The 26,541-nt window shown below is 67.9% G+C and carries 27 protein-coding genes and 1 other RNA gene; 17 read left to right on the forward strand and 11 right to left on the reverse strand.

The features are described 5' to 3' along the window. The first annotated feature begins 30 nt into the window (after positions 1–30). The 8 genes from IHE47_RS12110 (at position 31) to IHE47_RS12145 (ending at position 7,406) form a co-directional block, all read left to right on the forward strand. Positions 31–2,058, forward strand: coding sequence for a hypothetical protein (locus tag IHE47_RS12110; RefSeq protein ID WP_192106151.1), 2,028 nt, complete (start codon positions 31–33; stop codon positions 2,056–2,058). A 57-nt stretch (positions 2,059–2,115) separates the two neighbouring features. Continuing rightward, positions 2,116–3,465, forward strand: coding sequence for a 23S rRNA (uracil(1939)-C(5))-methyltransferase RlmD (gene rlmD, locus IHE47_RS12115; protein WP_192106152.1), 1,350 nt, complete (start codon positions 2,116–2,118; stop codon positions 3,463–3,465). Between the two features lie 150 nt (positions 3,466–3,615). Next, the gene (locus tag IHE47_RS12120; RefSeq protein WP_192106153.1) at positions 3,616–4,140 is read left to right on the forward strand and encodes a CYTH domain-containing protein; all 525 of its coding nucleotides are present in this window, start codon (positions 3,616–3,618) and stop codon (positions 4,138–4,140) included. After that, positions 4,140–5,156, forward strand: coding sequence for a beta-N-acetylhexosaminidase (gene nagZ / locus IHE47_RS12125; protein WP_192106154.1), 1,017 nt, complete (start codon positions 4,140–4,142; stop codon positions 5,154–5,156). Before IHE47_RS12120 ends, nagZ begins: the two co-directional genes overlap by 1 nt. Next, positions 5,153–5,701 carry a hypoxanthine-guanine phosphoribosyltransferase gene (locus IHE47_RS12130; protein ID WP_192106155.1) on the forward strand — a complete coding sequence of 183 codons (549 nt, stop codon included), beginning with the start codon at positions 5,153–5,155 and terminating at the stop codon, positions 5,699–5,701. Before nagZ ends, IHE47_RS12130 begins: the two co-directional genes overlap by 4 nt. 23 nt (positions 5,702–5,724) lie before the next feature. Continuing rightward, positions 5,725–6,267, forward strand: coding sequence for an NADPH-dependent FMN reductase (locus IHE47_RS12135; RefSeq protein ID WP_192106156.1), 543 nt, complete (start codon positions 5,725–5,727; stop codon positions 6,265–6,267). Continuing rightward, complete coding sequence (locus tag IHE47_RS12140) at positions 6,264–7,016, forward strand: S-methyl-5'-thioinosine phosphorylase (RefSeq protein WP_192106157.1); 753 nt, start codon at positions 6,264–6,266, stop codon at positions 7,014–7,016. Before IHE47_RS12135 ends, IHE47_RS12140 begins: the two co-directional genes overlap by 4 nt. A gap of 183 nt (positions 7,017–7,199) precedes the next feature. Then, entirely contained in the window at positions 7,200–7,406 is a 207-nt protein-coding gene (locus tag IHE47_RS12145) for a cold-shock protein (protein WP_049620931.1), read from the forward strand. 72 nt (positions 7,407–7,478) lie between these two features. Here the strand turns inward: IHE47_RS12145 and IHE47_RS12150 are convergent, their stop codons facing one another. Beyond that, complete coding sequence (locus IHE47_RS12150; protein ID WP_192106158.1) at positions 7,479–7,781, reverse strand: hypothetical protein; 303 nt, start codon at positions 7,779–7,781, stop codon at positions 7,479–7,481. 45 nt (positions 7,782–7,826) lie between these two features. Here IHE47_RS12150 and IHE47_RS12155 point away from each other — a divergent pair, with 45 nt between their 5' ends. The 3 genes from IHE47_RS12155 (at position 7,827) to fabV (ending at position 10,932) form a co-directional block, all read left to right on the forward strand. Continuing rightward, a complete protein-coding gene (locus IHE47_RS12155) occupies positions 7,827–8,879 on the forward strand; it encodes a N(4)-(beta-N-acetylglucosaminyl)-L-asparaginase (protein WP_192106160.1) in 1,053 nt (350 codons plus the stop codon). Further along, entirely contained in the window at positions 8,876–9,595 is a 720-nt protein-coding gene (locus IHE47_RS12160; protein WP_192106161.1) for a copper homeostasis protein CutC, read from the forward strand. The genes IHE47_RS12155 and IHE47_RS12160 overlap by 4 nt, the downstream gene beginning before the upstream one ends. 134 nt (positions 9,596–9,729) lie before the next feature. Continuing rightward, positions 9,730–10,932, forward strand: coding sequence for an enoyl-ACP reductase FabV (gene fabV / locus IHE47_RS12165; protein WP_192106163.1), 1,203 nt, complete (start codon positions 9,730–9,732; stop codon positions 10,930–10,932). Positions 10,933–11,103: 171 nt separating this feature from the next. Here the strand turns inward: fabV and IHE47_RS12170 are convergent, their stop codons facing one another. Continuing rightward, positions 11,104–11,604: a PepSY domain-containing protein gene (locus IHE47_RS12170; protein WP_192106165.1), complete on the reverse strand. Its 501-nt coding sequence runs from the start codon at positions 11,602–11,604 to the stop codon at positions 11,104–11,106. Between the two features lie 410 nt (positions 11,605–12,014). Between IHE47_RS12170 and ssrA the strand changes: the two genes are divergently transcribed. Next, positions 12,015–12,366, forward strand: a transfer-messenger RNA (tmRNA) gene (gene ssrA / locus IHE47_RS12175). A 154-nt stretch (positions 12,367–12,520) separates the two neighbouring features. On the opposite strand, the gene IHE47_RS12180 is transcribed toward ssrA, so the two are convergent. The 4 genes from IHE47_RS12180 to IHE47_RS12190 all read right to left on the reverse strand — a co-directional run bounded on the left by IHE47_RS12180 (position 12,521) and on the right by IHE47_RS12190 (position 14,696). Then, entirely contained in the window at positions 12,521–12,880 is a 360-nt protein-coding gene (locus tag IHE47_RS12180; protein ID WP_192106167.1) for a metalloregulator ArsR/SmtB family transcription factor, read from the reverse strand. Positions 12,881–12,960: 80 nt separating this feature from the next. After that, positions 12,961–13,089: a hypothetical protein gene (locus tag IHE47_RS17875; protein WP_255523495.1), complete on the reverse strand. Its 129-nt coding sequence runs from the start codon at positions 13,087–13,089 to the stop codon at positions 12,961–12,963. A 12-nt stretch (positions 13,090–13,101) separates the two neighbouring features. Further along, complete coding sequence (arsB, locus tag IHE47_RS12185; protein WP_192107156.1) at positions 13,102–14,130, reverse strand: ACR3 family arsenite efflux transporter; 1,029 nt, start codon at positions 14,128–14,130, stop codon at positions 13,102–13,104. 56 nt (positions 14,131–14,186) lie between these two features. Next, positions 14,187–14,696, reverse strand: a complete 510-nt coding sequence (locus IHE47_RS12190) for an arsenate reductase ArsC (protein ID WP_192106169.1) — start codon at positions 14,694–14,696, stop codon at positions 14,187–14,189. 118 nt (positions 14,697–14,814) lie between these two features. Between IHE47_RS12190 and arsH the strand changes: the two genes are divergently transcribed. From arsH to IHE47_RS12205, 3 genes are all read left to right on the forward strand, one after another. Further along, complete coding sequence (arsH, locus tag IHE47_RS12195; RefSeq protein ID WP_225561846.1) at positions 14,815–15,645, forward strand: arsenical resistance protein ArsH; 831 nt, start codon at positions 14,815–14,817, stop codon at positions 15,643–15,645. Between the two features lie 285 nt (positions 15,646–15,930). Continuing rightward, complete coding sequence (locus IHE47_RS12200) at positions 15,931–17,430, forward strand: GGDEF domain-containing protein (RefSeq protein ID WP_192106171.1); 1,500 nt, start codon at positions 15,931–15,933, stop codon at positions 17,428–17,430. Positions 17,431–17,907: 477 nt separating this feature from the next. After that, complete coding sequence (locus IHE47_RS12205; protein ID WP_192106173.1) at positions 17,908–18,561, forward strand: response regulator; 654 nt, start codon at positions 17,908–17,910, stop codon at positions 18,559–18,561. 77 nt (positions 18,562–18,638) lie between these two features. Here IHE47_RS12205 and IHE47_RS12210 read toward each other — a convergent pair whose 3' ends face one another. Beyond that, on the reverse strand, positions 18,639–21,689 hold the full coding sequence (locus IHE47_RS12210) for an Rne/Rng family ribonuclease (protein WP_192106174.1): 3,051 nt from the start codon (positions 21,687–21,689) through the stop codon (positions 18,639–18,641). 343 nt (positions 21,690–22,032) lie between these two features. On the opposite strand from IHE47_RS12210, the gene IHE47_RS12215 reads away from it, so the two are divergent. After that, on the forward strand, positions 22,033–23,037 hold the full coding sequence (locus IHE47_RS12215; RefSeq protein ID WP_192106176.1) for an RluA family pseudouridine synthase: 1,005 nt from the start codon (positions 22,033–22,035) through the stop codon (positions 23,035–23,037). Here IHE47_RS12215 and IHE47_RS12220 read toward each other — a convergent pair. Together IHE47_RS12220 and IHE47_RS12225 are read right to left on the reverse strand one after the other, a co-directional pair. Continuing rightward, a complete protein-coding gene (locus IHE47_RS12220) occupies positions 23,015–24,508 on the reverse strand; it encodes a CPBP family intramembrane glutamic endopeptidase (RefSeq protein ID WP_192106178.1) in 1,494 nt (497 codons plus the stop codon). The two genes, IHE47_RS12215 and IHE47_RS12220, sit on opposite strands and share 23 nt — an antisense overlap. A 14-nt stretch (positions 24,509–24,522) precedes the next feature. Beyond that, positions 24,523–24,864: a 4a-hydroxytetrahydrobiopterin dehydratase gene (locus IHE47_RS12225; protein ID WP_192106180.1), complete on the reverse strand. Its 342-nt coding sequence runs from the start codon at positions 24,862–24,864 to the stop codon at positions 24,523–24,525. 154 nt (positions 24,865–25,018) lie between these two features. On the opposite strand from IHE47_RS12225, the gene IHE47_RS12230 reads away from it, so the two are divergent. Then, a complete protein-coding gene (locus IHE47_RS12230; protein ID WP_192106182.1) occupies positions 25,019–25,627 on the forward strand; it encodes an NfuA family Fe-S biogenesis protein in 609 nt (202 codons plus the stop codon). Between the two features lie 120 nt (positions 25,628–25,747). Here IHE47_RS12230 and IHE47_RS12235 read toward each other — a convergent pair whose 3' ends face one another. Beyond that, positions 25,748–26,098 carry a cytochrome c gene (locus IHE47_RS12235; protein ID WP_192106184.1) on the reverse strand — a complete coding sequence of 117 codons (351 nt, stop codon included), beginning with the start codon at positions 26,096–26,098 and terminating at the stop codon, positions 25,748–25,750. A 14-nt stretch (positions 26,099–26,112) separates the two neighbouring features. Beyond that, positions 26,113–26,445 carry a cytochrome c gene (locus IHE47_RS12240; RefSeq protein WP_192106186.1) on the reverse strand — a complete coding sequence of 111 codons (333 nt, stop codon included), beginning with the start codon at positions 26,443–26,445 and terminating at the stop codon, positions 26,113–26,115. Between the last annotated feature and the right edge of the window lie 96 nt (positions 26,446–26,541).

The following is a 26,541-nucleotide window of genomic DNA, read 5'->3' on the forward strand; positions in this document are numbered from 1 at the left end:
TTCAGCAGTTGTTTGGCAGAATGGACGGACATGCGTGCGACTTCAAGCCACCTGCTGTTGTGCTTCTTCCTGCTGCTCGGCCTCGGCCTCGGCCTGCCGCCGACGGCACGTGCCGATGTCACGGTCAGCGCGAAGCAGGTCGACCTGCCGGGCCTGCAACTGCAGGACGTGGACGCGCAACTCGCCGAGGATCCGGCCGGTGGCCTGCATCTGCAGTTGCAGGCCGGCCAGGCGGACGTCGCCGCGATGGGCTGGCGCCACGTGGGCCTGCACCTGGACGGCCGCCTGCAGCGTGATGCGCAGTTGCGCTGGGTGTTCGACGGCCGCGTGCAATTGCGCGGTGCGCCCGGTGGCGCGCTGGCCGACGCGCAGGTGACCTGGGTGGTGAATCCCGGCGCCGACACCATGCAGGTCGAGCTGCGGCAGGACAAGGCGCAAGCCAGTGCATGGCTGCCGCTGGATCAACCCAGCCACGCCCAGGTCAGCCTGCGCCAGCTGCCGACGGGCTGGCTGCAGGGGCTGTTGGGACGCGCGGGGTCCGCGCGACTCACCGGGGGCCGCGTGGACGCCGACCTCGCGCTGGACGTGGGCGACACGGGCATGCAGTCGTCCGGCCGGTTCACGCTGGCTGGCGTGGGTTTCGACACGCCCGGCGGCACCATGGCGGGGCAGGGCGTGGCCGGCAAGGGCCGCTTCGGTTTCGACAGCGACGGGGACGGCGGCCGGCTCAGCGTGCAGGGCAACCTGGAGGGCGGCGAGCTGCTGCTGGGATCGCTCTACGCGAAGCTGCCCGCGCACCCGGTGCAACTGGAAGTGGACGTGCATGCTCGGCAAGGCGCGGTCGAACTGCAGAAGCTGCACGTCGACGACGCCGACGCGCTGCGCTTCGACGGCGCGATCGCGTTCGATGCCAAGGGCACGCTGCAGAAGCTGCAACTGGATCGCTTCCGGGCGAATTTCCCGCTGGTCAGCCAGCGCTACGGCCAGGCCTGGCTGGCCGCGCTGGGCCTGCGCGACGCGCGTATCGCCGGGCGCGTCAACGGCAGCGTCGACTGGCGCAACGACGGCCTGCATGCCTTCGCGTTCGACACCGACGGACTCGATCTTTCCGATGGCGGCGGGCGTTTCGCGGTGAACGGCCTGCGCGGCGGCCTGGACTGGTCGGCGCGTAGCGACCGCCCGGCCACCACCCTGGCCTGGCAAGGACTGCAGTTCTACCGGATACCGGTGGCTGCCGCGACATCGCGCTGGCAGGACCGCGGCGGCAGCCTTTCCCTGTCGCAGCCGTTCGCGGTGGCGGTGCTGAAGGGCGAGTTGCGGCTGGCCAGCCTGGACTGGCGACCAGCGGCGGCGCAGGGCCAGCGCCTCACCGCCGACCTCGTCGTCACCGGCGTGGACATGGCCAGCTTCAGCCGTGCGCTGGACTGGCCGGCCATCCCCGGCACGCTGAGCGGCGCGGTTCCGTCGCTGCGCTGGGCCGGCGACCGCCTCGAACTGGACGGCGGCTTCGCGGCGAACGTGTTCGGCGGTACCGTGACGGCCACCCGGCTTTCGCTGCAGCAACCGTTCGGCGACGCGCCGGTGCTGGCCGGCGATTTCAAGCTGGACCAACTCGACCTGGCGGCGTTCACCGGCGTTTTCGACATCGGCGGCATGACCGGCCGACTGCATGGCGTCGTCGACGACCTGCGCCTGCTGGACTGGAGTCCCGTCGCCTTCAGGGCGTCGTTGCTGGCCGATGACGGCGGACGCATCAGCCAGCGCGCGGTGAACAACCTCGTGCTGCTGAGCGGGGGCGGCGTGGCCAGCGGCCTGCAGGGCGCGATGCTGAAGCTGTTCAAGAACTTCAGCTACAAACGCGCCGGCCTGGCCTGCACGCTGCAGGACGGGGTTTGCCTGATGGGTGGCCTGGCCACCGAAGAAGACGGCTACACCATCGTCGAGGGCAGCGGCCTGCCGCGCCTGCAGGTGCTCGGCCATCAGGGCAAGGTCGATTGGCCCACGTTGCAGCGGCGCCTGCGCGAGGCCGCTGGCGGCCATGCGCCGACGGCTCATTGACCCGCCGAATCGGCGATAATGTCCGGTCTGCTCCTGCCGTGTTGAAGCCCCGCAGACATGTCCCGATCCAACTCCCGTTCCCGCGCGCCCGCCGCGGAGCTTGAAGCCGACGTCACCGACCTTGCCCACGACGGGCGCGGCGTGGCCCGCATCGACGGCAAGGCCGTGTTCGTCGCCGGTGCGCTCGAAGGCGAACGGGTGCGGCTGCGCATCCGCAAGCGCCATCGCCATTTCGACGAGGCCGAGGTGGTCGAGGTCCTCGCGGCCTCGCCGCAACGCGTCGAACCGAAGTGCGCGCATTTCGGCGTGTGCGGCGGCTGCTCGCTGCAGCATCTGGACGCGGCCGCGCAGATCGCCGCCAAGCAGCGCGTGCTGGCCGACAACTTCGCGCGCATCGGCAAGGTGGAGCCGGCCAGCTGGCTGCCGCCGCTGGTGGACGAGCCGTGGGGCTACCGTCGCAAGGGGCGCCTCTCGGTGCGCGCGGTGGCGAAGAAGGGCCGCGTGCTGGTGGGTTTCCGCGAGGAAGCCAACCCGCGCTACGTGGCCGACATCCTCCACTGCGACGTGGTGCATCCCGCGCTGGGCACGAAGATCGGGCTGATCGGCGAACTGGTCGGTTCGCTGGACGCCGCCGCCGGCATCGCGCAGATCGAGTTCGCCGCCGGCGACGACACCGTGGCGCTGGTGTTCCGCCATCTGCAACCGCTGAGCGAAGGCGACCGCGCGGCGCTGGTCGCGTTCGGCCAGCAGCACGGCTTCGCGATCTACCTGCAGCCGGGCGGCTTGAGCAGCGTGCATCCGTTGTGGCCGGAGGCGCCGCGGCTGGCGTTCAAGCTGTCGCCGGGCGGCGGCGCGGAGGACGTGGAACTGGAGTTCCAGCCGCTGGATTTCGTGCAGGTCAACGCGGGGATGAACCAGCGCATGATGGCGCGCGCGATGGAATTGCTGGATCCGCAGGCCGGCGACCGCGTGCTCGACCTGTTCTGCGGGCTGGGCAACTTCACCCTGCCGATCGCGCGCCGCGTGGCCGAGGTGGCGGGCGTGGAAGGTGAGCACGGGTTGGTGGCGCGCGCCGGCGACAACGCCGCGCGCAACGGCATCGCCAACGCGCGCTTCCACGTCGCCAACCTGTTCGAGGACCAGCGCGGCACCGAGTGGGCGCGCCAGCCCTGGGACAAGCTGCTGCTCGATCCGCCGCGCGCCGGTGCCGACCAGGTGCTGGCCTACCTGCCGCACCAGGCCACGAATCGCATCGTCTACGTCTCCTGCCACCCCGCCTCGCTGGCGCGCGATGCCGGCATCCTGGTCAACCAGCACGGATTCAGGCTGAGCGCGGCGGGCGTGATGGACATGTTTCCGCACACGGCTCACGTGGAATCCATTGCTTTGTTTGAGCGGTCTTCCTGACCGCGAAGATCAAACGGGCGGCCATCCATGGAGTAACTGGTGCATCCGTCCATGGGATGCGAAAGTCAAACGGGCGGCCATCCATGGCCGCACTCTTCAACAAAACCACGCTTTATCAGGTGGGCTCCGCACGGCATGAAAAGCTGACCCATGGGCATCGAGATCGAACGCAAGTTCCTCCTGCGCGACGACAGTTGGCGCGCGCAGGTCGAGCACGGCGAACACATCGCGCAGGGCTATCTGGTCGGTGCGCCCGCACTCGCGGCCGGGCATGCGCGGGCGTCGGTGCGCGTGCGTCGCGCGGGGGGCGAGGCGTGGCTCAACATCAAGGCCGCGCGGCTGGGCATCGAGCGTGCGGAATACGACTATGCGATTCCGCCGGACGATGCCGATGCGCTGCTCGCCACGCTCTGCGACGGCGTGCTCAGCAAGCGGCGCCACCATGTCACGGTCGCAGGCACGCTGTTCGAGATCGACGAGTTCCTGGGCGACAATGCCGGCCTCGTGGTGGCCGAGGTGGAACTGCCGCGGGCGGACGCGCCGTTCCCGCGGCCGCCATGGCTGGGCCGCGAGGTGAGCGCGCTGGCGCGCTACTACAACGTCAACCTGATCGCGCATCCGTATGCCGGCTGGACGCAGGCCGAACGCGACGCCAACGATGGAGTGAACACCTGATGCTGCTGATCGGCCTGGCCGGACTCGAAGTCGCCGAGCGCGAACGCGCCTGGCTTGCCGCCCCCGGCGTGGCGGGCGTGATCCTGTTCGCGCGCAACTACGCTGACCGCACGCAGTTGATGGCGCTATGCGAGTCCATCCGCGAAATCGGCGGCGAACACCTGCTGATCGCGGTGGACCAGGAGGGCGGCCCGGTGCAGCGCTTCCGCGCGGGCTTCACCCGCCTGCCGGCGCTGGCGCGCATCGGCGAGGTGTACGACCGCGACGCCACCGAGGCGGTGCGCCTCGCCGAGGAACACGCCTGGGTGATGGCCAGCGAGCTGCGCGCCTGCGGCGTGGACTTCAGTTTTGCGCCGGTGGCGGACCTGGCGCGCGGCAACGCGGCGATCGGCCCGCGCGCGTTCCATGCCGATCCCGCCGCCACCGCCGAACTGGCCGCGGCCTATGTCCGCGGCATGCACCTGGCCGGCATGGCATCGGTGCTCAAGCATTTCCCCGGCCACGGCTCGATCGCGGTGGACACGCACAAGGCCGCGGCCATCGACGTGCGGCCGCTGGAGACGATCCGTCGCGACGACCTGCGCCCCTTCGCCGAATGCATCGCCGCGCGGGTGGAAGGGGTGATGATGGCGCACGTGATCTACCCTGCCGTCGCTGTCGAACCCGCCGGTTACTCGTCCGTGTGGATCAGGCAGATACTGCGCGGGGAACTGGGTTTCCAGGGCGCCGCGATCAGCGACGACATCAGCATGGCCGCCGCGGGCGCGGCCGGCGGCGTGGCCGAGCGCGTGCACGGCCACCTGGACGCCGGTTGCGACCTGGTGCTGGCCTGCTTCCCCGACGTGGTGGACGAGGCCATCGCCGCCGTTGCGCGGCGCGCACCTTCGCATCCCGGGCGGCTGGCCGCGCTGCGCGGCGCCATCGGCGCCAGTTGGGACAGCCTTACCGACAACCCCCAGCGCGACCGCTTCGTCGCGCGCATCACGGCGCTGGACGCCACGCAGGCCAACGCATGAACGACAAGCTTCCTTCCCTGAAAGACGCGCTGGCGAATGCCGACGTGCTGTTCGAACGCGCCGAGCTGGAAAGCGTGATCGCCGACCTGGGCCGGCGCATCGATGCCGCGCTGGACGGGGAACGCGCGGTGTTCCTCACCGTGATGAACGGCGCGCTGATGTTCGCCGGCCAGCTCGCGCTGGCGATACGCACCGACCTGGAATTCGACTACGTGCACGCCACCCGCTACCGCGGCGCGACCAGCGGCAGCGATCTGCACTGGCTGCGCGCGCCGGCGGCGGATCTCGCGGGCCGCACCGTGCTGCTGGTGGACGACATCCTGGACGAGGGCCACACGCTGAAGGCCGTGCGCGACGATTGCCTGCACCGCGGCGCGAGGCGCGTGCTGATCGCCAGCCTGTGCTGCAAGGAACACGACCGCCTGGTCGACGGCATCGCCTCCGATTTCAACGGCGTGGTCCTGCCGGACCGCTACGTGTTCGGCTACGGCATGGACTACCACGAGCAGGGCCGCAACCTGCCGGCCATCTACGCGTTGCGCTGAGCTGCGCCTTCAGGAGATCACGAATGAACATTCTGGGCATCTCCGGCAGCCTGCGCCGGGCCTCCTTCAACACCGTGCTGCTGCACGCCGCGCAGGAACTGTTGCCGGCGGGCGCGACCCTCGCCATCCACGACCTGCACGGCCTGCCGCTGTTCGACCAGGACGTGGAGGAGCAGGGCGATCCCGCGCCGGTCGCCGCGCTGAAGGATGCGGTGGCGCAGGCCGATGCCCTGCTGCTGGCCTGCCCCGAATACAACGGCGGCATCACCGGCGTGCTGAAGAACGCCATCGACTGGATCTCGCGGCCGGGCACCGCCAGGGAAACCGCGCCGCTGGCCGGCAAGCGCGCCTGCATCGTCGGCGCCAGCCCGGGCATCACCGGCACGGTGCGCGCTCAGGACCAGTTGCGGCTGGTGCTGCGCCGCGCCGGGGCGGTGGTCGAGCCGCAGGGCGAGGTGCTGGTGTTCCAGGCGCACACCAAGATCGCCGATGGCCGGCTGACGGACGAGCGCACCCGCGAATTGCTGGCACGTCATCTCCACAACTTCCTTGGAACCTTCGCATGAGCAACCACCCGATCGACCTGGCCGTTATCGGCGGCAGCGGCCTGTACAAGTTTCCCGGCCTCGAAAACGCCAGTCGGCATGCGGTGGAGACGCCGTTCGGCGCGGCCTCGGGCGAGATTGTGCTGGGCGATTTCGCGGGCAGGCGCGTGGCCTTCCTTGCGCGCCACGGCGAGAGCCACAGCCTGCCGCCGCACCGGGTGAACTACCGCGCCAACCTGTGGGCGCTGCATCGGCTCGGCGCGCGTGCGGTGATCGGCGTCAACGCCGTGGGCGGCATCCGTGCCGACATGGGGCCGCGCGCCATCGTGGTGCCCGACCAGTTGATCGACTACACCCATGGCCGCTACACCAGCTTCTGCGACATCGAAGGCGCCGAGGTGAACCACATCGACTTCAGCGAGCCGTACACCGCCCCGCTGCGCCATCGCTTGCTGCAGGCCGCGCGCAAGGCGGGCATCGCGGTGATCGACGGCGGCTGCTATGGCGCCACGCAGGGGCCACGGCTGGAGACCCGCGCCGAGATCGCGCGCATGCGCCGCGACGGCTGCGACCTGGTCGGCATGACCGGCATGCCCGAAGCCTCGCTGGCACGCGAACTCTCGCTGGAATACGCCTGCCTCGCCCTGGTGGCGAATTTCGCCGCCGGCTGCGGCGATGAGGCCGAGATCAGCATCGAGGAGATCTTCGCCCACCTCGCCGCGGCCACCGCCGAAGTGCCGCGCCTGCTGGAGGCGATGCTGCGCGCCTGATCGTGCATCAAGGCGTTGCGCGGCATCTTGCGCGGAGTGTGCGGACATGCCGCGAATCGGTCCGCGCATATTGCGCTTTGCCCCGGATCATGCGGATACTTCGCGGGCACCAGGACGGTGAGCCAGGGGGATGGTTCGAGCTCGACCGGGTGCGCCCTGTCCATGCTTCCAGAGGTTCCAGCAATGCGTTTCGGTACGGTCAAGTGGTTCAACGACGCCAAGGGCTTCGGTTTCATCGCGCCCGAGGACGGTGGGGAGGACGTGTTCGTCCATTTCTCGGCGATCAATTCCAAGGGCTTCCGCAGCCTGCAGGAAGGCCAGCGCGTGAAGTTCGAAGTCACCCAGGGCCCGAAGGGCGCCCAGGCTTCGGGCGTCGAAATCGCGGGTTGATCTCCATGGGCCGGCCTTGCGTCGGCCATGCAATGAAGTCGAGCCCCGCGCCCAGGCGCGGGGCTTTTTGCTTTAGGAAGCGTCGCCTTGGTCCGGGATGGGCGGCAGGGGAGGAACCCATGCGATCCTTGCCCCCGGGCCGGCCGCAAAAGCTGCAGCGTGCAGCCATGGATGGACGTCCGTTTGATCTTCCCGGCCAGGGGCGATAGCAATACCTTGAAGAGTGCAGCCATGGATGGCTGCCCGTTTGATCTTCGCGATCATGGACGATCGCAATGACCTTGAAGAGTGCAGCCATGGATGGCTGCCCGTTTGATCTTCGCGATCATGGACGATCGCAATGACCTTGAAGTGCAGCCATGGATGGCTGCCCATTCGACCTCCGCGATCACGGACGATCGCCCCCATACAGGTGCAGACATGACTGACCGGCGACAATTCCTCAAGACCTCGTTGCTGGGCGCGTCCGCGCTGGCGATGAGCAAACCGCTTGCCGCGACTGGAGCCACGGGCATGGCCGGCACCACGGGCAAGCCGGGCATCGTGCGCGTGGTATCCACCTGGGATTTCGGCGTGGCGGCGAACAAGGCGGCGTGGACCGTCCTGGGCCAGGGCGGCCATGCGCTGGACGCGGTCGAGACCGGCGTGCGCGTGCCGGAGGCGGATCTCAAGAACCACAGCGTGGGCCGCGCCGGCTACCCGGACCGCGACGGCCACGTCAGCCTCGACGCCAGCATCATGGACGCCGAGGGCAACTGCGGCGCGGTTGCCGCGATCGAACACATCGCCCACCCGATCTCGGTGGCGCGGCGCGTGATGGAGCGCACGCCGCACGTGCTGCTGGTCGGCGACGGCGCGCTGCAGTTCGCGCTGGAGCAGGGCTTCAAGAAGGAGCACCTGCTCACGCCAGAATCCGAAAAGGCCTGGCATGAATGGCTGAAGACGGCGCACTACGAGCCATCGGTCAACAGCGAAGTGCGCGACTACGGCAAGACCAGCCTCGGCCTCCCCGGCGGCAAGGACAACCACGACACCATCGGCATGCTCGCGCTGGACGCGCACGGCAAGCTGGCTGGCGCCTGCACCACCAGCGGCATGGCGTGGAAGATGCGCGGGCGCGTCGGCGACAGCCCGATCATCGGCGCCGGCCTGTACGTGGACGGCGATGTCGGCGGCGCCACCTCCACCGGCGTGGGCGAGGAAGTGATCCGCAACGCCGGCAGTTTCCTGGTGGTGGAACTGATGCGCCAGGGCCGCACGCCCACCGAGGCCTGCAAGGAGGCGGTGATGCGCATCATCAAGCGCCGCCCGGAGGCCACCAAGACACTGCAGGTCGGCTTCCTCGCCATGAACAGGGAGGGCGAAGTGGGCGCCTACGCGATCCAGCACGGCTTCACCTACGCCGTGTGCGACGCGAAGCAGCAGGATGCGTTGCTGCCCTCGGCCAGCGTCTACACCACGAGCTACTCATGATCCTCGAAGTCGCCGCCAACTCGGTGGCCTCCGCGCTGGCCGCACAGGAGGGCGGGGCAGGGCGGGTGGAACTGTGCGCCGCGCTGGAACTCGGCGGCCTCACGCCTTCGCACGCCACCATCGCGATGGCGCGCGAACGGCTGCGCATTCCGCTCTACGTGCTGATCCGCCCGCGCGCCGGCGACTTCCTCTACGACGACGACGAATGCGAGGCCATGCGCCGCGACATCGAGACCTGCGTGGCGCTGGGCTGCGATGGCGTGGTGCTGGGCGCGCTCGACGCCGACGGCGACGTGGACATGGGGCGTTGCTACGGCCTGGTCGCTGCGGCGGGCCGCATCGGCGTCACCTTCCATCGCGCGTTCGACCTCGCGCGCGATCCGCGTCGCGCGCTGGACGACGTGATCGCGCTGGGCTGCGAGCGCCTGCTCACTTCGGGCGGGCAGGCCAGCGCGATGGATGGCGCGCCGTTGATACGCGAACTGATCGCGCAAGCCCGCGGCCGCATCGGCATCATGCCCGGGGCAGGCGTCACCGACCGCAACATCGCCGCGCTTGCCGCGGCCACCGGTGCGCGCGAAATCCATGCCTCGGCCAAGCGGCAACTGCCCTCGCGCATGCGCCATCGACCGCCGTTGCTCACCGACATGCAGGGCGGCGAGCTGCGCAGTGATGTCGAGCAGGTGCGCGCCCTGGTGCGGGCGATGCAGCCTTAGTCCCTGCTGGTTATGGGGGCGCAAGTCCCGGGAGCGCAGTGAATCGGCGGGGATGGATGGCTCCCTACCGCAGCGAATGTGCCCGCACCTTCGCTAAGATGCCGCTTTGCAATTCCCTTGCGGAGCGAGTCCCAGTGATCATCAAACCCAAAGTGCGCGGCTTCATCTGTGTCACGGCCCACCCGGTCGGTTGCGAGCTCAACGTGGCCGAGCAGATCGCCACCACCAGGGCCGCCATCCACGACGACGGCAAGGGTCCGAAGCGCGTGCTGGTGATCGGCGCCTCCACCGGCTACGGCCTCGCTTCGCGCATCACCGCTGCGTTCGGCTACGGCGCCGCCACGCTGGGCGTGTTCTTCGAGAAGCCCAGCAGCGAGGACAAGCCCGGCACCGCCGGCTGGTACAACGCCGCTGCGTTCGACAAGTTCGCCAAGGACGCCGGCCTGTATGCGAAGTCGATCAACGGCGACGCCTTCGCCAACGAGACCCGTGAGCGCGCCATCGAGATCATCCGGAACGAGATGGGCGGGCAGGTCGACCTCGTCGTCTACTCGCTGGCCTCGCCCGTGCGCAAGCTGCCGGACAGCGGCGAGGTGGTGCGCTCCGCGCTCAAGACCATCGGTGAGACCTTCACCGCGAGCTCCGTGGACACCAACAAGGACACGGTGATCCAGGCCAGCGTGGAGCCGGCCACCGAGCAGGAGGTCAAGGACACCGTCACCGTGATGGGCGGCGAGGACTGGGCGCTGTGGATCGACGCGCTGGGCAAGGCCGGCGTGCTGGCAGCGAATGCCAAGACCATCGCCTACAGCTACATCGGCACCGAGATCACCTGGCCGATGTACTGGCACGGCACGCTGGGCCAGGCCAAGCAGCACCTCGACAACACCGCCAAGGCGCTGCGCGGCAGCCATGCCGGGCTGGACGCCCGCGTGGGCGTGATGAAGTCGGTGGTCACCCAGGCCAGCGCCGCGATCCCGGTGATTCCGCTCTATGTCTCCATCGCCTTCCGCGTGATGAAGGACAAGGGCATCCACGAAGGTTGCATCGAGCAGATCAACCGCCTGTTCCACGATCGCCTCTATCGTGCCGACGGGGCCGCCGTGCCCACCGACGACGAAGGCCGCGTGCGCTTGGACGACTGGGAGCTGCGCGACGACGTGCAGGATGCCTGCAAGGCGCTGTGGCCCACCGTCACCACCGAAAGCCTGCGCCAGGTCACCGACTACGACGGCTACAAGCACGAGTTCCTGAAGCTGTTCGGCTTCGATCGCAGCGATGTGGACTACGACGCCGACGTGGCAACGGACCGGCGCTTCGACTGCGTGGAAATGTAAGCGTCCATCCTGGCCTCGCTGCCACCTGGCGATCCAGCCGCGTTTCCCGCAAGGATACGAAGCCGCTTTCGTGAAAAAGCCCCGCATCGCGGGGCTTTTTCTGTGCGTGGGGGCCGCGTGGCCAGTCGCGGGGCTGGCACCGTACGCGCGCGGAATATCCGGAAAAGCGGGTCAGCCGCGAGACTGGGCGACCACGCTGCCGTCGTCCGGGTCGGCCAGCAGATCGACGCCGTGGCCTGCGGCGGACTTCGCCTTCGCGCGCCACAGGCCATGGTCGAATTTCACGTCCTTGACGTTCTGGAAACCTGCTGCGGTCAGTTTGGCGCTGACTTCGTCCTCGTCCAGCCTGGATGGCGCATCGGATGGATACACCCTGCCGGAGACCGGGCCGACGGCAAGCTTCACCCACTTCTTGTTGCCACCGCGGGCCTTGCCGCGCCACACGCCATCCTTGAACTCCAGTCCCTTCACTTGCTTGTAGCCGGCATTCGCGATCGCGGCCCTGATCCCGTTTTCGCTCATCGCGTCATTCGGCGGCTGCGTCGACCAGGTGCTCGTGATGGTCGTGGTCCGGGTCGTGGACGACGTGGTCATCGGCGGTGGCTGGGTCTGCGCGAAGACGGCACCGCCGATCGACAGTCCGATCAACAGGGGAAGCAGGCGTTTGCTCATGATGCACTCCTTGGTGATGGGCCGGTCGCACCGGCAGGCAGGCCCACGGTCTGGCGGTCGCGGACAGGAGGATCGCCGGGACGAGCCTGGCACTTTGAATGGGACCATCGCTTTCGGAATGGGGGCGTAAAAAAACCATGGCCGGCAGGTGAGGGGGCGGGTTGCGGTTCAGCTGACGCGGATCCGGCATGCGCGTGGATCCGGGCCCCGCGCCAGGTGCAGGAAGTCGGGACATGATGTGCGTGGGCGGATCGCGGGCAGTGGCGAGGGTGCAACCGAGTGGCGTGTGCATAGGGCACGCACGTCGATCGGATGCGATTTGCCGCGCTTTGCAGCACGACCTGCAGTGCGATCGCATTGATGCCGTGCGCCACGACCCCATATACTTGCTTGGCCAATTCGTTTTCCCCGGGGGTGTACTGGCTTCGACGGGGGTAGTGAGATGGCTTGGTGCATGCCGAGGGGGCAGCTTTCCTCGTTAATCCAGCCGCAAACTCATAGTTGCCAACGACGACAACTACGCTCTGGCCGCTTAAGGCCTAGCCCCGAACCCACTTGTGCTCGTGCTCGTCGGTGTAGGGTCATTATCACGGGATCGCCCGAAGCCGCCGCCTGTCGGCCAGGGTCAAATCAAGCAGGCTGGTCCTTCGATGCGCTTCGCACGCCGTGCTGTCGCGGGACGAGATCCAACGGTGAGCTAAGCATGTAGTACTGGGCGTCAAGCGCCTTCGGACGGGGGTTCGACTCCCCCCACCTCCACCAACAAGCCGTCCAACGGCATCCAAAGAAGGCCGGAAACCCTAGCAATTGCAACGGTTCCGGCCTTTTTCTTGGACTGCTGCAAGTGCGGGAGCTGCGCCAGCTATACGGGTCGAGTTTCCTTGGGCTTGCCTGCCTCTTCGAGGCCCGTTGGCGGTCAGGTCTGTTCGGCGATCCGCTTGCGTGTCCTTGTCCCTTGCGCCGCACCCTTGGCGGGCGCGCAGGTCTTCCCGGTGGCGCAGCAGCAGTTCTCGGTGAGATAGCCGATCAGATCGTCCATGGCTGCCATCGAGGCTGCGTAGTAAATGAAGCGCCCTTCCTGCCGGCTGGTGATCAAGCCGGCGCGCACAAGCTCCTTCAGGTGGAAGGAAAGCGTGGTATTCGCGACACCCAGTCGTTCGGCAATGGCGCTCACCACCAGGCCATCCGGCACATGCTCGACCAGCAGGCGGTAGATGGCCAGGCGGGATTCCTGGGCCAGGGCGGAAAGAACCGAAATGGCTTGCTTGGTCTGCATGATGGTGCGGGTGTTGCTCCGGGGTTCGGTCAGTGTACGGGGTTGCACGGTTGGCCGGGTCAAGCGAGCTGCGGGCGAGCCTAGGAATCCAGCCCTTCGATGCGGCTGACGAGTGCGAGGTGATCGAGCGCCTCGATGCGCAGGTTCGGCGAGGATGCTGCGAGAGGAGTTCCCGGTGCACACGACAGCACGTTGTAATGCCCTTGCATGGCGCTCTCCGGTCAGGCGGTCTGGGCTTCGTACCAGCGCTTGCTGGCGGTGACGATGCGGACCACGGACAGCATCACCGGCACCTCGATCAGCACGCCCACCACGGTGGCCAGCGCCGCGCCCGAGTGCACGCCGAACAGGCCCACCGCCGTGGCCACCGCCAGTTCGAAGAAATTGCTGGCGCCGATCAGGGCCGAAGGCGCCGCCACGCAGTGCGGGACGCGGAACGCGCGGTTGAGGATGTAGGCCAGCGTCGAATTGCCGTAAACCTGGATCAGGATCGGCACGGCCAGCATGGCGATCACCAGCGGCTGCGCGAGGATCTGCCGTCCCTGGAAGCCGAACAGCAGCACCAGGGTCAGCAGCAATGCGCCAAGCGAGATCGGTCCCAGCCGAGCCAGCAGGCGCTGGAGTGCGTCCGGACCGCCATGAGCCAGTACGACATGGCGCAGGATGACGCTGATCATCACTGGCACGACGATGTAGAGCACCACTGAGAGGATCAGCGTGTTCCACGGCACGGTGATCGCCGAAATGCCCAGCAGCAGCCCGACGATGGGCGCGAAGGCCACCACCATGATCGCGTCGTTCAGGGCCACCTGGCTCAAGGTGAAATTGGGCTCGCCGTTGCACAGGTTGCTCCACACGAACACCATCGCCGTGCAGGGTGCGGCCGCCAGCAGGATCAGGCCCGCGACATAGGAATCCAACTGGTCGGCCGGCAGCCACGGCGCAAACACGTGGCGGATGAAGATCCAGCCCAGCAGCGCCATCGAGAAGGGTTTCACGGCCCAGTTGATGAAGAGCGTGACGACTATCCCTTTCCATTGGCGGCGCACGCCGCCCAGCGCGCCGAAGTCGATCTTCAGCAGCATGGGGATGATCATCAGCCAGATCAGTACCGCGACAGGCAGGTTGACCTGTGCCACCTGCATGCCGCCCAGCCGGCCGAACGTGGCAGGCAGCCGGTGTCCGAGCAGCGTGCCGGCGACGATGCACAGCAGCACCCAGACGGTCAGGTAGCGCTCGAAGAAGCCCATGGGGTTTTCCGCAGGAACGGCGACAGCGGCGTCGCCTGCCGGCAGGGGCGTTCCGTTCATGCCGCGTCCTCGTCTTCGTCGGTGAGGGCGCCGATGCGATCCAGCGCCTGCTTCAGGAGCTCGCGGTCCATCGTCTCCACCGGCAGGTCGACCAGGGCGGTGATCCGGTAGAGGATGAGCGTGTGGGCACGGCGGAACGCTTCGAGCAGGGCGCCATGGCCGTGGGCTGCGGCCGGATCGGGCAGGCCCCAGTGGCTCTTGACGAAATCGCCGAAGAGCACCGGGCAGTCCTCGTTGGCGGCGTTGTCGCACACGGTGATGACGATATCGAGCGGCGGCGCACCTTCTTCCGTGAAGCGATCCCACGACTTGCTGCTCAAGCCGGCGATCGGAATGCCCGCGGCCTGGAGTTCATCCAACGCATGTGGGTTGACTTTGCCGGTGGGCTGACTGCCGGCGCTGAATGCTTCGAAGCGGCCCTTGCCGAGGTGGTTGAGCGTGGCTTCGGAGAGGATGCTGCGGGCGGAGTTGCCCGTGCAGATGAACAGGACGCGGCAGGGGTTCATGACGGCTCTCGTGCTGGTGCGTGGATCGCGGGATGGGAAGCGCAGGCGGTGCATGCGGGCATCGCCTTGCGCTTCCATATTGTTTCGACATTTCTATATTCATAGAATTGTTTCACCAATGCAATGCCGGACCTGCCCCGTGACCGAAGAACTCCCGCACGTCGATGCCACCCTGCTCGATACCCCCAGCCTCGCGAAGCTGGATCTGCCGACGGGTGCCGGCCACCCGCCGCGCATCCTCATCCTGTACGGCTCGCTGCGGCCGCAATCGTTCAGCCGCAAGCTTGCCCTGGAGGCGGGACGCATCCTGCGCCGGTTCGGTGCAGAGACCCGCGTGTTCGATCCGCACGACCTGCCGATCCTGGACAGCGTGCCGGCCAGCCATCCCAGGGTGCAGGAGCTGCGTGCCCTGTCGCTGTGGTCCGAGGGCCAGGTCTGGGTCAGCCCGGAGCGGCATGGCACCGTCACCGGCGTGTTCAAGAACCAGATCGACTGGCTACCGCTGGAAGAGGGCAGTGTGCGTCCGACGCAGGGGCGCACGCTGGCGGTGATGCAGGTCTGCGGTGGATCGCAGTCGTTCAACGTGGTGAACGCGTTGCGCGTGCTGGGGCGCTGGATGCGCATGGTGACCATCCCGAACCAGTCGTCGGTGGCCAGGGCCTGGCAGGAATTCGACGACGACGGGCGCATGAAGCCCTCGCCGTTCTACGACCGCGTGGTCGACGTGATGGAAGAACTGTTCAAGTTCACCTTGCTGGTGCGCGACCGCAGCGACTACCTGGTGGACCGCTACAGCGAGCGCAAGGGAGCGGCCCGGGCCAGGGTGTCCGCAGCAGCCGTTGTTGCCGGGGTGCCGTCACCCGACGCACTTGCACCAGTCGTGCACACAAGGGAAACACCGAAGCAGGCGACTGCGTGTTGCGGCACCCCGGGCAGCCAGTGCGTGTGAGCTCGGCCATCCGGCCGCGAGGGTCTGTCACAACCCCGGTGTGGCACTTCACGGAACACCTCGCCATGCCGGTCGTGGCGATGCAGGGAATAGGCATGTAATTTGCCTGAGGCATGGGAGCGCCTGACGGTCCAAGGCAGAATGAGGCTGGCCTGGAAACGCAGGCCGCCATGCGCATGTGCGCGCCTGCAGGAGGCTTCGGTTGAGGCCATCCCGTCGGGTGATGCATTTTGTCCATGAGTGCCGTATTGCTGCCCTCGTGTTGACCTTGAGGAGAACCCCAGCTTGCATGCTGCTTTGCTCATCGTGCTGCTGACGGCGCATCTGGCGCTGGCGTACTGGTGCGGTCATGCGGAGGCCGTGCCGCCCCAACTGGCCATGCTGCTGGTGCAGGGCATGGCGGTGTGGGCGGTGTTCACGCGCTACCGGCGCAGCCCGTCCCTGATCCGGTTGCCGTGGCTGCTGCTGGCGGTGGCCGTGCTGATGCAGATGCTGTGGGACGGCACCAATGCGCTGGCGGCGGTGCTGGGCGACAAGGGCGGCTACCTGGCCGCGCTCGCCACGGTGCTGTCGGGCTTGTACGTGGTCCCGTGCATGTTCATGTCGACGCGCTCGTTCACGCGACATGAGCCGCGCACCGTGGCCGTGCTGGACCTGGTGCTGCTGTGCATGGTGGCGGTGCTGGTGTACCAGTTCTTCACCACGCTGTTGAGCGGGCCGCTGGCCGCCGATCCGGCCAGCATCCACGTGGTGGTCTACCTGGCCGATGCCATCGATTTCTCGCTGGCGGCGATGGCACTGCTGCGCCTGTTCGGGGCACGCAGCTTCCGCTGGCGTTACTTCTACTACGTGGCCGGCGCGTATCTGCTGGTCAATGCCGCGGTGGCCTGCATCTACAACCGCATCGAAATGCATGGCCTGCCGTGGTGGGCAGGCTCGCTGATCGATATCCCGCACGCCTTGCTGGTGCTGGTGGCCTTGCGCAGGCCACCGCGCTGGTTGCGCACCTATCATCCGTCGCTGGGCGTTTCGCAGACCATCGCCTCGTTCGCGCCGATCATGCTGGCGACGATGGTGGTCATGCTCGCCATCAGCACGTCGCGCATCCATTACGGGCTCAGCCTGCTGGTGGGATCGCTGGCGGTGCTGTTCTACGGTTTGCGCGTGGCCTTCATCCAGAGCCGGCACATCGACCAGCAGCGCGCCGTCGACCAGAGCACCCGGCGGCTGGAGCAACAGGTGGGGCGCGACCCGCTTACCGGCATCGCCAACCGCGCCGCGCTGGACACGCGCCTGCGCGAAGTGCTGGAAGCGGGGCACCGGACCGGTGGCTTCTGTTCGCTGCTGATGGTCGATATCGATTACTTCAAGCAATACAACGACAGCCTCGGGCACGTCGCCGGCGATGCTTGCCTGGTGCGGGTGGCCGATGCCTTGAGCCACAGCGTGGTGCGCGCGCACGACCTGGTGGCGCGCTACGGCGGCGAAGAGTTCACCATCGTGCTGGCCGACACCACGGCAGATATGGCGCAGGAAGTGGCGCGCCGCCTGATCGCCGCGATCGAGCACTTGCACATCGCCCACCCGGCCTGTCCCCTTGGACGCCTTTCCATCAGCATCGGAGTGGCCAGCCAGACCACGCAGACGCCAATCGATCCGATGGCCATGCTGGACGAAGCCGACCATGCGCTGTATCGCGCCAAGCGCAACGGCCGCAACCGCTTCGAAACGGCGGCAGGCGACGCCGATCCACCGGCGGCCCTGCGTGATGCCAACAGCGTGTAGCGTTGTCCTGCCTTGTCGTTGCGGTCATCCGGCCGCGGTCACCTGCATCAGGCTCTTCTTCGTTGGGTGAAGCGTGATTCGCAGGGCAGGGGCACCTTGCCGTCCGGATTTCCGAAGCCGCTGCAGCGCAAGGCTTGCGATGGCTTGCTGGATAAGCGCCATCCAGGCCAGCCGCCAGGGCACGGTCGATTCCTGTCCGCATGGCGGACACAATATGTAGGCATCGGCTGACGTATCGCATGGATATCGCGTGGCAGAGTGCATGGGGTCGATGGCGTTCGCCTCCCAGGTACGTCGTGATTCACATGCGAAGAAACCCCGGGCGCCCGGTGATTTTGTGACGGTCTGCGTCGTTCGATGCACGCGTCGTGCTTGCATCCGGCGGCAAGGCTGCCTAGCTTGCGAGACAGGAGCGTCGCCGCGGATGCAGTGGCGCGATGTATCGGCAACCGAGAAATCCATCAAGGAGGAGAGGGCATGATCCAGATTGTTCTGATCGACGACCACGAGCTTGTTCGCACCGGCTTCCGGATGATCCTGCAGCAGCAGCCGGACATGCACATCTGTGGCGAAGCGGCGAGCGCGGAGGAAGGTTTGCGCCTGATCCGCAGCCTGAAGCCGGAGATCGCGCTGGTGGACGTGCACATGCCCGGCATGAGCGGCATCGAGCTGACCGAGCGGGTGAGCCGCGCCGAGCTGGCCACGCGCATCGTGGTGGTCACCGTGGTGGACGATGGCCGCTTCCCGAAGCGCCTGCTCGATGCCGGTGCTTCGGGTTACCTGACCAAGGGCTGCAATGCCGACGAACTGGTGGTGGCGGTACGGCAAGTGGCCGGCGGCCGGCGTTACCTGGCGCCGGCAGTGGCGCAGCAATTGGCGCTGGCCACGCTGGACGGCAAGGTTTCGCCGTTTGATTCCCTGTCCAGCCGCGAGCTGGAAGTGGCGATGATGCTGGTGCGCGGCAAGCCGCTGACCATGATCGGCGAGCAGCTCAACCTCAGCCCCAAGACCGTATCCACCTACAAGCAGCGCCTGATGGAGAAACTGCACGTGGATCACGTGCTGGGGCTGGCGCACCTGATGACGGCACATGGCCTGATCGACGCACCGAACCACCGGGTAGGCACCTGAGCATCGACTCGGCATGACCCGACAAAAAAGCCGAACCTCGCGGTTCGGCTTTTTTGTCTTGGCCGGCTATGCGGAGCTCAAGGCGCCGCGTCGTGGCGGGGCTCCTGCTCCTCCGAGGACTCCGTCGCGGCGGGCTTGGCCGTGGCGTGCTCGACAGGTGCAGGGGGAGTTCCCGCGCTTTCGGCAACGTGGCCCAGCAAGTCGCCCTGACGCGGTTGTACGGCGGAAGGCGGTGCGACGTGCCCGTTGACGCTGGCGTGCGAAGGTTCCGGATGCGTCTCTACAGCCGGAGCCGGGACCGGGGCGGTAGCTGGCGCGGCGGCTGCGGTTTCTTCCGCTTCGTTCTTCGGCTCGACGGCGGCGGCCTGCAGCGCGTGCTCGGGTTCGGGCTCGCGAGGCTGGCTCGGGCTCGGTTCGGGCATGGCGGCATCCGTCTCGACCGGGCGGGGCGTTTCCGCGGGCGGCACGGCCGGTGCCGCGGGCTTTTCCGGAATCGGCGGCAGCGTCGGCAGGCTGAAGGCTGTGGCGACGGCAGCGGCCAGCGGCGCTTCGGTCAGCACCACGCGTACGGGCTCCGGGCGTTCGGCCTGCGGAGGCGTGGCACGTGGGGCCGGTGCCGGGCGCGGTGCCGTGGGGGCGGCCGATGCGAGCGAGGCTGCTTCTGCGGCAACCACGTCGGTGGCGACGGGAGCCGCGGCTTCAGCGGACCCAGGCGCCGGCACGGGGGCGGCTTCGTCGCCTTCCGCGTCGACCTCGTCGCGATCCTCATCGTCCAGTTCACCGGCTTGTCCGGCGTTCGCTACCGTATCGACGGCGGTTTCGTCGTGGCGACGGCGGCGGCGACCACCACGACGACCGCGGCGGCGGCGCGCCGGGCCTTCGGCATCGCCGTTGGCGGCGTCGGCTGCCGCCTCCTGACCTTCGGGTACGGCTACGGCAACCAGCTTGGCTTCGTCGATCGCTTCGGCAGGGGCGGCCACGGGGCGCGGCGCCGGTGCTTCCGGCCTGGGCATCGCGGGCGCCGCGGCGACGGGGGCCGGGGCTACGGGCTTGCGCTCGGGCTGGGCGACCTTGCCGTTGTCGGTGTTGTTGCGCTGCTGCTGGCGCTCCGGCTTCGGCGCCTGGTTGGCCTGCTGCTGGCGCTGTGCGCCTTCGCCGCCCTTGTTGCGGTTGCCCTGCTGCTGGCTCGGCTTGGCTTGCTGCTGCGCGCCGCCATCGCGGCGCTCCTCGCGACGCTGCTGCTGGCGGTTGCCGTTGTTGCCCTGTGCATTGCGGTTGCGTTCGTCACGGCGCGGCTGCTGCTGGCGGTTGTTGCCGCGCGCGTTGTTGCGGTCGGTGCCAGCCGACTGTGTCGCGGGCGTGGCGCTCTCCGTGGCGGGGGCGTCACTGCGGAACCAGCCGAACAGGCGGGAGATGATGCCGCCGCCGTTCGAGGGGGCCGCGGCCGGTGCGGGCGCGGCCTGACGGCGCGGTGCCTGTGCCGGCTGTTGTTGCACGGGCGCGGGAGCATCCTCCTCGCGCACCGGCGCAGGCGTGGCGGGCACGATGCCGCTGACGGCAGGCTGCTCGTTGCTGCCCAGCGTCTGGCCCATCTTCGGGAGCGGCGTGGCGTCGACCGCGGTGAGGCGCTCGTAGCTGGGCTTGCTGTGTTCGCCCATGTCCGCTTCCTTGATCCGCTGGATCTCGATGTGCGGCGTTTCCAGCTTGTCGTCGGCCACGATCACCACATGCGCCTTGTGGCGCAGCTCGATCTCGACCACGCTGGCGCGCTTCTCGTTGAGCAGGAAGTTGGCCACCGTGGGCGGGGCCTGCACCAGCACCTGGCCGGTGTTGTCCTTCATCGCGTGCTCTTCGATCAGGCGCAGGGTGGACAGGCCCAGCGATTCCACGCTGCGGATGTGGCCGTGGCCTTCGCAGCGCGGGCAGACGATCTGGGTGGCTTCGCCCAGGGACGGGCGCAGGCGCTGGCGCGACAGCTCCAGCAGGCCGAAGCGCGAGATGCGGCCCACCTGCACGCGGGCGCGGTCCAGCTTCAGCGCGTCCTTGAGCTTGTCCTCGACCTCGCGTTGGTGGCGCGGGCTGTCCATGTCGATGAAGTCGATCACGATCAGGCCACCGGCGTCGCGGATGCGGCACTGGCGGGCGATCTCCACCGCGGCCTCGAGGTTGGTGTTGAACGCCGTTTCCTCGATGTCCGAGCCCTTGGTGGCCTTGGCCGAGTTGATGTCGATCGCGGTCAGCGCCTCGGTCTGGTCGATCACGATCGAGCCGCCGGAGGGCAGGCGCACCTGGCGGTCGAACGCGCTCTCGATCTGCGTCTCGATCTGGTAGCGGTTGAACAGCGGGGTGTCGTCCTTGTACAGCTTGAGCTTGCGCAGCGAGGTGGGCATCACCTGCTGCATGAACTCGCGGGCGTCCTCGTACAGCGATTCCTCGTCGATCAGGATCTCGCCGATGTCGCTGCGCAGGTAGTCGCGCAGGGCGCGGATGAACAGCTTGGACTCCTGGTAGATCAGGAACGGCGCCTTGCGCTTGCTGGCGGCCTCGGAGATCGAGCGCCACAGGGTCAGCAGGTAGTCCAGGTCCCACTGCAGCTCTTCGGCGTCGCGGCCGAGGCCGGCGGTGCGCACGATCAGGCCGACGTCGTCGGGCACGGTGACGTGCTCCAGCGCTTCCTTCAGGGCCTGCCGGTCCTCGCCCTCGATCCGGCGCGAGACGCCGCCGGCCTTCGGGTTGTTCGGCATCAGCACCATGTAGCGGCCGGCCAGCGAGATGAAGGTGGTCAGCGCGGCGCCCTTGTTGCCGCGTTCCTCCTTCTCGACCTGCACGACGACTTCCTGGCCTTCCTTCAGAAGTTCGCGGATGCCCGACTTGTGCGGGTTGAGGCCTGGGGTGAAGTACTGGTCGGCGATTTCCTTTAGCGGCAGGAAACCGTGGCGCTCGGCGCCGTAATCGACGAAGCAGGCTTCAAGGGATTGCTCGACGCGGGTGATGCGGCCCTTGTAGATGTTGGCCTTTTTCTGTTCGCGGGAGGGGATTTCGATGTCGAGATCGTAAAGGTTCTGGCCATCGACGATGGCCACGCGCAACTCTTCACGCTGAGTTGCGTTGATCAACATGCGCTTCATTGTAGTTTTCCTCGGCTCGCCCGCGCGTCGCGTGCCGCGGTGGCGCCGGGATGGCGGCCTGCCGGGGATCGCGCCGCTGCGGTGGAGCGGCTCATGTGACGGCGCCTTTCCGGGCGCCCGGATGTTCGGGTTGCTGCACCAGCCGCGCCCAAGCGACAGGCTTCGGGCAAACGACGGCCCGAACCGTTACGATGAAAGGGAGTCGCGACCGCTGCCTGGGAATCGATCCCTGGACAGTCGGCGCAATCCTCGCCGGCGTGACGGGCGGGGCCCCGGCCCGAACCGGTCTCGGCGGGCAGGGAATGGCGCCCGCCGAGTATCCCATTCATACAGGTTTTTTTCAATGCAGACGGCAACTTCCCGCGACGTACCTCAAGGTGTGCGTCAAGTCGCGATTGGCCCGGAGCGGGACGGCCAGCGCATCGACAACGCGCTGGCGACCCTGCTCAAGGGCGTGCCGAAGAGCATGATCTACCGCCTCCTGCGCACCGGTCAGGTGCGGGTGAACGGCAAGCGGGCCAAGCCGGATACGCGGCTAACCGACGGCGATATGCTGCGAATTCCGCCGATCCGGCAGGCTGAGCCCACCGAAGTGCGAGCGGCACCCGGGGCGATGGTGGCCTCGGTGGCCGAGGCGGTGATCTTCGAGGACAAGCACTTCCTGGTGATCGACAAGCCCTCCGGCATCGCCAGCCACGGCGGCAGCGGGGTCAGCCATGGTGCCATCGAACTGTTGCGAGCGGCGCGCCCCAGCGAATCGCTGGAACTGGTGCACCGGCTAGACCGCGACACCAGTGGCGTGCTGGTGCTGGCCAAGTCCCGGGCAGGGTTGGTGGGCCTGCAGGCCGCGATCCGTGCTGGCGAGGTCACCAAGCAGTACCTGTGCCTGATGACGGGCCATCCGCCCAAGGCCAAGTTCGACGTCAACGTGCCGCTGCGCAAGTTCGCCCTGCAAGGTGGCGAGCGCATGGTGCGGGTCAGCGAGGACGGCAAGCCTGCGCTGACCTTCTTCCGCGAGATGGAGCAGTACCCCGGCGCCCGCCTGATGCAGGCGACCCTGGGCACCGGGCGCACCCACCAGATCCGCGTGCATGCCGCCCATGTCGGCCATCCGCTGGCAGGCGACCCGAAGTACGGCGACCGCGAGATGAACAAGCGCTTCCGCGAGATGGGATTGCAGCGATTGTTCCTGCACGCCTCGCACCTCAGCTTCGAGCTGGACGGGCGCCTCTACAGCTTCTCCGCACCACTGCCGGACGACCTGAAGACCTTCCTCGACGTGCTGGCGGTGAAAGGCAAGCGCCTGCCATACATCCTGGCGGCCGCTAAAGAAAGAAACGGGCACTGACCTCCAGCGAACGCAGCATGCCGCCTACCAGGCCGGCTTCCACCAGCAGGGCACAGGCGGCGTGCGCCGCGGCCACCGGCAGCAGCGTGCGCGAGCGCTGGAAACACCAGGCCCACCACAGCTCGGCCAGCAGGCAGAGCTGCATCAGCGCGCCATTCGGCGTGTGCATCAGGGCGAACACGAGGGCGGTGAGCAGCACGGCGAAGGCGCCCGGCATCCGGCTGCCTTCAAGGCGGCGCATCACCACGGCCAGCATCAGCCATTGCTGCAGCAGCGCCCACGACATGTACATCAGCAGGTGCCCCCGCGGCGGCATCGCGAGCCGGTCGCCGCAGATGGCGATCAGCAGCAAGGCCAGCGGCAGCATGGCGAACGGCATCAGCCACGCGCGCCAGCCGCCGGACCAGCGCCAGTCCGCCGGGCGCCGCTGCCGCTCGGCATGCAACGCGAACACGATGGCGCCGACGAAGACCAGCAGGCTGGGCACGCCCAGCCGCAGTCCGATCTGCATGCCGACGATCAGCCACAACGGGCCGGCGAGGCTGGCCGCCGCTTCCAGCCACCGGCGCTCGGGTGGAAGACGCCGCGACCTCGAGGCCAGCGCGGCCAGCGCCAGCAGGTAGCCGATGGCCCCAGCCCATGGCAGCCAGGCGCGGCCGCCGGTTCCGTCGACGGCCGTCGGTATATCGCCATGCGGCAGGATCAACGCGCCCGGGCGCTGCAGCCAGGCCAGTTTGCGCAGCGCCAGTTGCGCTTCTGCCGAGGCGCCCGCGGGCAGGACGATCCAGGGTATGGCCGGCAGCGCGGGATCGGCGAGTTGCCGTATTGCCGCCGCTGGATCGGATGGCAGCTGCAGCGTGGGTCGTGCGGGAGCGGGCAGGGGCGTGTCGCTGCGCACCGCCACGTCGTCCAGTTGCAGGGACGCATGCGCAGGCAGCGCCAGTTGCAGGCGCAGCAGTTCGATCCGCGCCGGCGCGGCGCAGCCGCCGCCATCGGCGGCTTGCCAGCGCAGGAGGCGCAGATCGAGCGCGAGTTGCAGCGGGCCGGCGGCAACGGGGGCGTCCTGCCAGCCGAAGCAGGCGGGCTGGTCCAGGCGCGGCCGCCAGACAACGCCCAGCCGGAACGGCGCATCCGCCCGGCCATGCAGCGACAGCAGGGGCCAATGCTCCAGGTCGAGCATGCCATGCACCGGCAGGCCGACTTCGAACGGCGTGCCGTCGCGGCTGGTGATGCGCAGGCCGCCATCGACGGCCTGCACGTCGGCGGCACCGAAGGCATGCCCGGCCACGATGTCGTGTCGCTGGCGCAGCTGCCAATGCCATGGCGGCTGGCCGTGTTCGATCAACGCGAGCCGACGGTCCGCCACGCCATGCAGGTGCAGGGCGACGATGCGCGCGGCCAGCAGGCGCAGGCCGCACAGCAGCAGGATCACCAGCAGCGCGAAGCCGGCGCCGGCGAGCCAGCGGTGCATGGGGGATCGCACGCTCAACGCGCCAGCAGCGCCTCGACCTTGGCCGCGCAGATGATGTCGTTGAGCGACAGGCCGCCCACGTCGTGGGTGGACCACAGCAACTGGCAATGGCCGTAGCCGGCCTCGATGTCCGGGTGGTGGTCCTCGTGGTTGGCCATGAAGCCCACTGCGTTGATGAAGCCCAGCGTGTGGTGGAAATCGGGGAAGCGGAAATCCTTGACGATGGCGTGGCCATCCGCGGCAAGCGTCCAGCCGGGCAGCAGTTGCAGCAACTGGGTGGTCTTGTCCGCACTCAGCGCATGCTCGCTTCCCTTGCGTGGCTGGCAATGCTGGCTGGCGAAATCGTGGATGTTCATGGCGGTTCCATCGGTAGACAAAGGCGAGGCTGCGCAGCGTCGAAGTTGCGCGCGCAAATGTCAAAGCCCGCAGCCGGCACAAAACAGTACTAAAATGGTTCTGATTCGGTGGCCGCGCTGGCGCGGCCGCCGCAACAGTGGCCACAGGTGAAGCATGATCGAGATTTCCGAGCGCGCACAGCAGCACTTCCGTCGCCTGCTGGCGCAACAGGGCAACGAAGGCATGGGCATCCGCCTGCACGTGACCGCCCCGGGTACGGCGGCAGCGAACTGCGAGCTGGAGTTCTGCGAGCCGGCCGAGCTGGCGGGCAACGAGTGGACGATCGAGTGCGCCGGTTTCGATTTCCACGTCGAGGGCGGCAGCGCGCCCTGGCTGGATGGCGCCAGCATCGACTTCGAGCCCAGCGCCACCGGCGGCCTGCTCAACATCCGCGCGCCGAAGATCAAGGGCGACGTGCCGGGGCTGGAAGCCGGCGTGATCGAGCGGGTGCGCTACGTGCTCGACGCCGAGGTCAATCCGCGGCTGGCTTCGCACGGCGGCCGGGTCACCCTGCTGGAAGTCGATGCCGAGGGCGTGGTGCTGCTGCAGTTCGGCGGCGGCTGCCATGGCTGCGGCATGGTGGACGTCACCCTGAAGCAGGGCGTGGAGAAGACCCTGCGCGAACGCGTGCCCGAAGTGACGGCGGTACGCGACGCCACCGACCACAGCGGCGGCAAGCAGCCGTACTACAGCAAGCACGAAGGCAAGTCGGCGCTGGGTTGAATGGTGTGGCCCGCCACAACGGGAAAACCCGCCTCACGGCGGGTTTTTGTTTGATGGTGCGGCCATGGATGGCCGCCCGTTTGATTTTCGCGATCAGGGATGATCGCAAAGCCGATGCGGTCAATCGCCCTGGATGTGCCCTTGCAGCGTATCCAGCTTGGTCGGCAGGCTGGAGAAGTAGGCGGCGACGTCTTCGATGTCCTGGTCGGACAACGTGGCCACCATGCCTTTCATGATCGGGTTGTTGCGGCCGCCGTCCTTGTACTCGTGCAGTACCTGTTGCAGGTAGAGGTTGTACTGGCCGGCGAGTCGCGGGTACTGCGGGTCGACCGCGTTGCCGTCGGCGCCATGGCAGGCGAAGCAGGCGGCGGCCTTGGTCTTGCCGTTCGCGGCATTGCCGCTGGCCAGCAGCGAGGTGGAAGCGAACGCCAGGACGGCGCCGCACGAAAGCAGGGCGAGTGCGCGTTGCATGCGGGATCCTTCGGTTACTTGGTCGGCGTGAGGCTGGACAGGTAGGCGGCGATGTCCTTGATGTTCTGGTCGGTCAGGCTTTGCGCCTGCGCCACCATCGTCGGATACGTGCGGTCGCCGCTCTTGTACTCGTTCAACGCGTTGACGATGTACTGCTCGTTCTGCCCGGCGATCTTCGGCACGGGGTAATCCGGGTAGGCGTTGGAATAGCCCGGCACGCCGTGGCAACCGGCGCAGGTGTAGACCAGCGTGCGTCCCGCGGCCTTGTCGCCGCCTTCGGCATGCGCGCTGGCGGTGGCCAGCAAGGCAAGAGCGCCCGCCAGGCCAAGTGTGTGCAGTCGAATCATCGAGATCGTTCCCCAGGTGCGGCGGCAGATGCGAATGAATGCAACAATCGCCGCAGTATAGACAGCAGCTCCGGGCACGGACAACCTGCCGCGCCG

The organism is Rhodanobacter sp. DHB23, from assembly GCF_014842975.1.
In the GTDB taxonomy this organism is placed as follows: domain Bacteria; phylum Pseudomonadota; class Gammaproteobacteria; order Xanthomonadales; family Rhodanobacteraceae; genus Rhodanobacter_A.

What these genes read in the sequence shown, in the direction of transcription:
- IHE47_RS12110 (WP_192106151.1), top strand. Translation starts at nt 31, where the DNA reads ATGCGTGCGACTTCAAGCCACCTGCTGTTGTGCTTCTTCCTGCTGCTC.
- rlmD (WP_192106152.1), top strand. Translation starts at nt 2,116, where the DNA reads ATGTCCCGATCCAACTCCCGTTCCCGCGCGCCCGCCGCGGAGCTTGAA.
- IHE47_RS12120 (WP_192106153.1), top strand. Translation starts at nt 3,616, where the DNA reads ATGGGCATCGAGATCGAACGCAAGTTCCTCCTGCGCGACGACAGTTGG.
- nagZ (WP_192106154.1), top strand. Translation starts at nt 4,140, where the DNA reads ATGCTGCTGATCGGCCTGGCCGGACTCGAAGTCGCCGAGCGCGAACGC.
- IHE47_RS12130 (WP_192106155.1), top strand. Translation starts at nt 5,153, where the DNA reads ATGAACGACAAGCTTCCTTCCCTGAAAGACGCGCTGGCGAATGCCGAC.
- IHE47_RS12135 (WP_192106156.1), top strand. Translation starts at nt 5,725, where the DNA reads ATGAACATTCTGGGCATCTCCGGCAGCCTGCGCCGGGCCTCCTTCAAC.
- IHE47_RS12140 (WP_192106157.1), top strand. Translation starts at nt 6,264, where the DNA reads ATGAGCAACCACCCGATCGACCTGGCCGTTATCGGCGGCAGCGGCCTG.
- IHE47_RS12145 (WP_049620931.1), top strand. Translation starts at nt 7,200, where the DNA reads ATGCGTTTCGGTACGGTCAAGTGGTTCAACGACGCCAAGGGCTTCGGT.
- IHE47_RS12150 (WP_192106158.1), bottom strand. Translation starts at nt 7,781, where the DNA reads ATGGGCAGCCATCCATGGCTGCACTTCAAGGTCATTGCGATCGTCCAT.
- IHE47_RS12155 (WP_192106160.1), top strand. Translation starts at nt 7,827, where the DNA reads ATGACTGACCGGCGACAATTCCTCAAGACCTCGTTGCTGGGCGCGTCC.
- IHE47_RS12160 (WP_192106161.1), top strand. Translation starts at nt 8,876, where the DNA reads ATGATCCTCGAAGTCGCCGCCAACTCGGTGGCCTCCGCGCTGGCCGCA.
- IHE47_RS12170 (WP_192106165.1), bottom strand. Translation starts at nt 11,604, where the DNA reads ATGAGCAAACGCCTGCTTCCCCTGTTGATCGGACTGTCGATCGGCGGT.
- IHE47_RS12180 (WP_192106167.1), bottom strand. Translation starts at nt 12,880, where the DNA reads ATGCAGACCAAGCAAGCCATTTCGGTTCTTTCCGCCCTGGCCCAGGAA.
- IHE47_RS17875 (WP_255523495.1), bottom strand. Translation starts at nt 13,089, where the DNA reads ATGCAAGGGCATTACAACGTGCTGTCGTGTGCACCGGGAACTCCTCTC.
- arsB (WP_192107156.1), bottom strand. Translation starts at nt 14,130, where the DNA reads ATGGGCTTCTTCGAGCGCTACCTGACCGTCTGGGTGCTGCTGTGCATC.
- IHE47_RS12190 (WP_192106169.1), bottom strand. Translation starts at nt 14,696, where the DNA reads ATGAACCCCTGCCGCGTCCTGTTCATCTGCACGGGCAACTCCGCCCGC.
- arsH (WP_225561846.1), top strand. Translation starts at nt 14,815, where the DNA reads ATGCAATGCCGGACCTGCCCCGTGACCGAAGAACTCCCGCACGTCGAT.
- IHE47_RS12205 (WP_192106173.1), top strand. Translation starts at nt 17,908, where the DNA reads ATGATCCAGATTGTTCTGATCGACGACCACGAGCTTGTTCGCACCGGC.
- IHE47_RS12210 (WP_192106174.1), bottom strand. Translation starts at nt 21,689, where the DNA reads ATGAAGCGCATGTTGATCAACGCAACTCAGCGTGAAGAGTTGCGCGTG.
- IHE47_RS12215 (WP_192106176.1), top strand. Translation starts at nt 22,033, where the DNA reads ATGCAGACGGCAACTTCCCGCGACGTACCTCAAGGTGTGCGTCAAGTC.
- IHE47_RS12220 (WP_192106178.1), bottom strand. Translation starts at nt 24,508, where the DNA reads ATGCACCGCTGGCTCGCCGGCGCCGGCTTCGCGCTGCTGGTGATCCTG.
- IHE47_RS12225 (WP_192106180.1), bottom strand. Translation starts at nt 24,864, where the DNA reads ATGAACATCCACGATTTCGCCAGCCAGCATTGCCAGCCACGCAAGGGA.
- IHE47_RS12230 (WP_192106182.1), top strand. Translation starts at nt 25,019, where the DNA reads ATGATCGAGATTTCCGAGCGCGCACAGCAGCACTTCCGTCGCCTGCTG.
- IHE47_RS12235 (WP_192106184.1), bottom strand. Translation starts at nt 26,098, where the DNA reads ATGCAACGCGCACTCGCCCTGCTTTCGTGCGGCGCCGTCCTGGCGTTC.
- IHE47_RS12240 (WP_192106186.1), bottom strand. Translation starts at nt 26,445, where the DNA reads ATGATTCGACTGCACACACTTGGCCTGGCGGGCGCTCTTGCCTTGCTG.